Raw genomic sequence first — 4,884 nt, 5'->3', positions numbered from 1 at the left:
AAAAGCAAGTGGCTGCTGCCGTTGCCGAGCGTCGTTGTCAATGCCTTTTTGGTGGCGTGGGTGCTGGTCGCGCAGGGGCAGACCCCGTTCCCTTACTGGGTCAACGTGCTTAGCGTAGGCGCGGGACAGGCGGTCGCGTGTTACGCGATCGGCATGCCGCTGTGGTTCTTGTTAAAACGGTATCAGAAGACGATTTTCAAAAGAGTTTAATGCGAAAGGAAAAGGTGTAACAATGAAGAAGATTTGCGTATTTGGCTCATCTTCCTCCGTACTGGATCAAAGTTATTTTGACGATGCCTTCATGGTCGGAAAGCTGATCGCCGAAAACGGATGGGAAATGGTTTTTGGCGCAGGAGATATGGGTATGATGGGTCATGCCGCACGTGGTGTCAAGGCCGGCGGTGGTAGAATGACGGGTGTGATCCCCGATTTCATGAACCTGCCGGGCATCCCTTTTGAAGAGTGTGACGAGCTGATCGTTTCCCCGTCTATGCGCGAGCGCAAATTCGTAATGGAAGAAATGGCCGACGCATTTATCGTGACGGCGGGCGGCTTTGGTACGTTTGAGGAGCTGTGCGAGGTCGTTACCTTAAAACAGTTAAAACGGCACGAAAAAGCGATCATCATTTTGAATACCAACGGGTTTTACGACGAAATGGTCGCGATGTTCGAAAAAAGCGTTGCGCAGAGGTTTGCAAAGGAAGAGGCGCTCAGCGTCTACGAGGTCGTAAACACGCCGAAAGAGGCGGTCGACGCGGTCAAAAATTACAAATATCAGTCTATGGGGAGTAAATGGTTCACGCCGGACGCCCCGTAAGACGGGGAGTGGCGAGAGGTCAGAAATGAGTAATCTACCGATGGGGTTTGCTGAGATGTTCCGCAAGTCAGCGTATGCCTACAGGAAAAATTTTGCAAAGCTGTTTGTCCCGCTTTTGCTGTTTCAGCTGGTGCTGCTTGTGCCATTGATGTTTTTCACCATGCCGGGCACGGTTTCTGTGGCGCGTTCCGTGCTGCTGACGCTGTCGCAGACGGGCGGGAGCAGCCTGAATTCAGTGCTGGGGGTGCTGGCCATCGTTTTATGCATTGCGGTATTTTTATCGCCGTTGATGGTTTCCAACGTCGTATACGTGATCGACAGCGATTACAACAGCAGGGAGATCACCTTCAAGGATGCGGCGGCGCACGCAAAAAAGCGTTACGGCAGTATGCTCCGGTCGTATTTTGCGATCATCGTGCTGATGATCCCTGTGATACTGCTCATCGGCGGGGTGGTCGGTGTCGGTACATTTGTGGATGGCGTACTAAGCCAAACACTTGCGCCGGACGAGATCGTTGCGGTCGTTCTGCTTGGTTTGTTGGCGCTTTTCATGCTGTTTGGCATCGTGTTCGTGCCCTACGTGGTAGCGATCCAGGGCAAGGCCGGCTTCCGCGCGGTATTCACATCATACCGCTACGCGTTTCTAGGCAATTTCTGGAGCAATTTTACACGTATCCTGACGGCAGCGGTCATCGTTGCTCTCGGAGGCGTGTTCATCAACTGGCTGTCGCAACTGCCCTTTGCCGAGCTTTACGAGCTTTATCTGGTAGACCCGATGCTCGCGCTGCAAAACCCGCTGATGATATTCGTCATCCTGCTTGCGCTGGGGGCTATCGTTGTCATCACGCTGATTTTTCCGTTCTGGTATGCGTTCAGCTATAACACCTACCAAAACGCAAAATATGAATACGAGAAAAAATACCCGCAAAAAGAGCGGGATAACGTTTGAAGCGATAAAAGGAGAGAAAAACAAATATGAGAGCGATCGTAAGCGTCCTCGGACACGACAAACCGGGCATCATTGCCAAAGTATCGAATGCCTTATACGAGGTAAATGCAAACATACTCGATATCACGCAGACAGTGCTGCGCGACGAATATTTTGCCATGACCATGCTCATCGACTTATCGGCCTTAAATGCGTCCTTCGAGCAGTTGAAAAAGATGCTTGACGGTGTGGGTCAGGAGATCGGCCTCGAAGTCCGCCTGATGCGTGAAGAGATTTTTAACAGTATGCACAGGATATAAGGGCGGGCGTGTTATGATAAATCAAAATGACATTTTAAAAACAATAGACATGATATCCAAACAGAACCTCGATATCCGCACCATAACGATGGGCATATCGTTGCTTGATTGTGTAAGTGATGACGCGAAGGTCGGTGCGAAGCGCGTATACGAAAAGATCGTGCGGCAGGCGAAGCGTCTGGTGCCCACTGGCGAAGCGATTGAAAGCGAGTTCGGCATCCCGATCGTCAACAAACGGATATCCGTTACGCCCATATCGCTTATTTCGCAGGGCTGCGGAGACTATATCCTGTTTGCAAAAGCAATGGACAAAGCCGCAAAAGAGGTAGGCGTAGATTTCATCGGCGGCTATTCGGCGTTTGTACAAAAGGCTGCTACGCAGGCGGAAAAGGACTTCATTGATACGATACCGGACGCGCTTGCGCAGACCGATCTGGTGTGTTCCTCCGTGAACATTGGCACCACGCGCGCGGGCATCAACATGGACGCGGTCGCGCACATGGGGCGCATCATCAAAAAGAGCGCAGAACTGACAGCGGATCGTGACGGCATCGGCGCTGCCAAGCTTGTCGTATTCGCAAACGCGGTGGAAGATAACCCATTCATGGCGGGCGCGTTCCACGGTACGGGCGAGGGCGACTGCGTGATTAACGTAGGCGTTTCCGGGCCGGGCGTTGTGAAGGTCGCGCTGGAAAACAAAAAAGGACAGCCGTTTGACGAGATCGCGGACACGATCAAGCGTACGGCGTTCAACATCACGCGCATGGGACAGCTGGTGGCGCGCGAAGCAAGCCGCAGGCTGAACGTTCCCTTTGGCATCGTCGATCTGTCGCTGGCACCCACGCCCGCGATTGGCGACAGCGTTGCGTATATCTTGGAAGAAATGGGACTCGAGACGTGCGGCGCGCACGGTACGACGGCGGCGCTCGCGCTGCTTAACGACGCAGTCAAAAAAGGCGGCATCATGGCGTCTTCACATGTGGGCGGGCTTTCGGGCGCGTTCATCCCCGTAAGCGAGGACGCGGGCATGATCCACGCCGTAGAGACGGGCGCCCTTACACTTTCCAAGTTAGAAGCAATGACGTGCGTGTGCTCGGTGGGGCTAGATATGATCGCGCTGCCCGGCGATACGCCCGATTATGTAATCGCGGCGATCATCGCGGACGAGGCAGCGATCGGTATGGTCAACACCAAGACGACAGCGGTGCGCCTGATTCCCGTTCCGAACAAGAAGGTAGGCGAATCCGTAAGCTTTGGCGGTCTTTTGGGACGCGCGCCTATCATGCCGTACAATGCGAATTCCCCCAAAGAATTTATCGAACGCGGCGGCAGGATTCCCGCGCCGCTGCACGCGCAGAGAAATTGAGGCGTTAGGCAAGCCGGAAAAAAGTTTATGATTATCTCAGGAAAAGGAGATAAAAAAATGAGTGAAAAGACAAGAGACCAAATAGAAAAACAATATAAATGGGTGCTGGAGGATATCTACCCTTCGGACGAAGCATGGGAGCAGGATTACGCGGCTCTCGAAGAATTGATGAAGGGCATACCGGACATCAAAAAGACACTCACCAAGGATGCACAGTGCCTCGCACAGGCGCTCAAATCGATGGAACAGATGGAGCACATCGCGGGCAATTTGTTTGTGTACGCACGCATGCGCCGCGACGAAAACAACGCCAACACAACGTATCAGGCGATGACCGCGCGCGCGATGGATATAAACGTGCGCCTCGGAAGCGCGCTTTCGTTCGTTAGCCCCGCATTGCTCGCGCTCGCGCCGGGCGTGCTCGAAGGGTATATCGAAAACGAAGACCTTGCGGATTACGATTTCATGCTAAAGGAGCTCATCCGCAGCAAAGAGCATGTGCTTTCGGATAAAGAGGAAAAGCTGCTGTCCATGAGTGCCGATATCGCAGGCGCGCCCAAGGATATTTTTACGATGATCGACAACGCCGACCTCAAATTCGGCAGTGTGAAGGATGCGGATGGCAAACGGGTAGCGCTTTCGCATGGCAAATATATCGTGATGATGCAAAGTCCGGATCGTGAGGTGCGCAAAAACACCTACACAACGTACTATAAATCCTATCAGGGCATGATCAACACGATTAGCGCGGCCTATTCGGCAAGCGTCAAAAAGGACGTGTTTTATGCGCGGGCGCGCAAATACGGCAGCGCGCTTGAAAAATCATTGTTCTCGGACAATGTGCCGGTGGCGCTTTACGACAACCTGATCGAGACGATCCACAAAAATCTGCCCACCATGCACCGCTATGTGGACGTGCGCAAAAAAGCGCTGCAATTAGACAAGCTTTGCATGTATGATATCTATGCGCCGCTGGCGGAAGAAGCGCACGGCGAATATTCCTACGGGCAGTCCATGGACATGGTAAAGCAGGGGCTTGCCGTTCTGGGCGACGACTATGCAAGTCTGCTGCAAGAGGCACAGGACACAGGCTGGATCGACGTATACGAAACGCCGGGCAAAACAAGCGGTGCCTATTCGTGGGGCGTTTACGGCGTACATCCGTATGTGCTGCTCAACCATCGCGGCGATCTTGACAGCGTGTTCACCATCGCGCACGAACTGGGACATGCGATGCACACATATCATTCCAACAAATACCAGCCGGAAGCAAAGGCCGGTTACGAAATATTCGTGGCGGAGGTCGCAAGCACGGTCAACGAGATATTGCTCACGCATCATTTGTTAAATACGATCAAAGACGCAAAGGCGCGTAAATATGTGCTCAACCATTATTTAGACCAGTTCCGCACCACAGTGGTTCGCCAGACGATGTTTGCGGAATTCGAAAAAA

At 52.9% G+C, this 4,884-nt stretch carries 6 protein-coding genes; all 6 read left to right on the top strand.

Annotated features, from left to right (window positions below; translation table 11 throughout):
• A partial coding sequence (locus VB081_RS02105) for a QueT transporter family protein (RefSeq protein ID WP_323399200.1) occupies positions 1-210 on the top strand: 210 nt, incomplete at its 5' end.
• 22 nt (positions 211-232) lie between these two features.
• On the top strand, positions 233-817 hold the full coding sequence (locus VB081_RS02100; protein ID WP_323399199.1) for a TIGR00730 family Rossman fold protein: 585 nt from the start codon (positions 233-235) through the stop codon (positions 815-817).
• Between the two features lie 25 nt (positions 818-842).
• Positions 843-1,766 (top strand): hypothetical protein, encoded by a 924-nt coding sequence (locus tag VB081_RS02095; protein WP_323399198.1) that lies wholly within the window; start codon positions 843-845, stop codon positions 1,764-1,766.
• Between the two features lie 26 nt (positions 1,767-1,792).
• Positions 1,793-2,065, top strand: a complete 273-nt coding sequence (locus VB081_RS02090) for an ACT domain-containing protein (protein WP_323399197.1) — start codon at positions 1,793-1,795, stop codon at positions 2,063-2,065.
• Positions 2,066-2,081: 16 nt separating this feature from the next.
• Positions 2,082-3,431: a PFL family protein gene (locus tag VB081_RS02085; RefSeq protein WP_442872694.1), complete on the top strand. Its 1,350-nt coding sequence runs from the start codon at positions 2,082-2,084 to the stop codon at positions 3,429-3,431.
• A gap of 57 nt (positions 3,432-3,488) precedes the next feature.
• The coding region (locus VB081_RS02080) for a M3 family oligoendopeptidase (protein ID WP_323399195.1) at positions 3,489-4,884 on the top strand (1,396 nt) is incomplete at its 3' end.

It is taken from the genome of Christensenella sp. (assembly GCF_034927525.1).
GTDB lineage: Bacteria > Bacillota > Clostridia > Christensenellales > Christensenellaceae > Christensenella.
The sequence above is the reverse complement of the archived record's forward strand: the minus strand, read 5'-3'. Positions and strand labels throughout refer to the sequence as shown.

Excerpts from the sequence above, each read along its gene's own strand:
- VB081_RS02100 (WP_323399199.1), top strand. The coding sequence starts at position 233 with ATGAAGAAGATTTGCGTATTTGGCTCATCTTCCTCCGTACTGGATCAA.
- VB081_RS02095 (WP_323399198.1), top strand. The coding sequence starts at position 843 with ATGAGTAATCTACCGATGGGGTTTGCTGAGATGTTCCGCAAGTCAGCG.
- VB081_RS02090 (WP_323399197.1), top strand. The coding sequence starts at position 1,793 with ATGAGAGCGATCGTAAGCGTCCTCGGACACGACAAACCGGGCATCATT.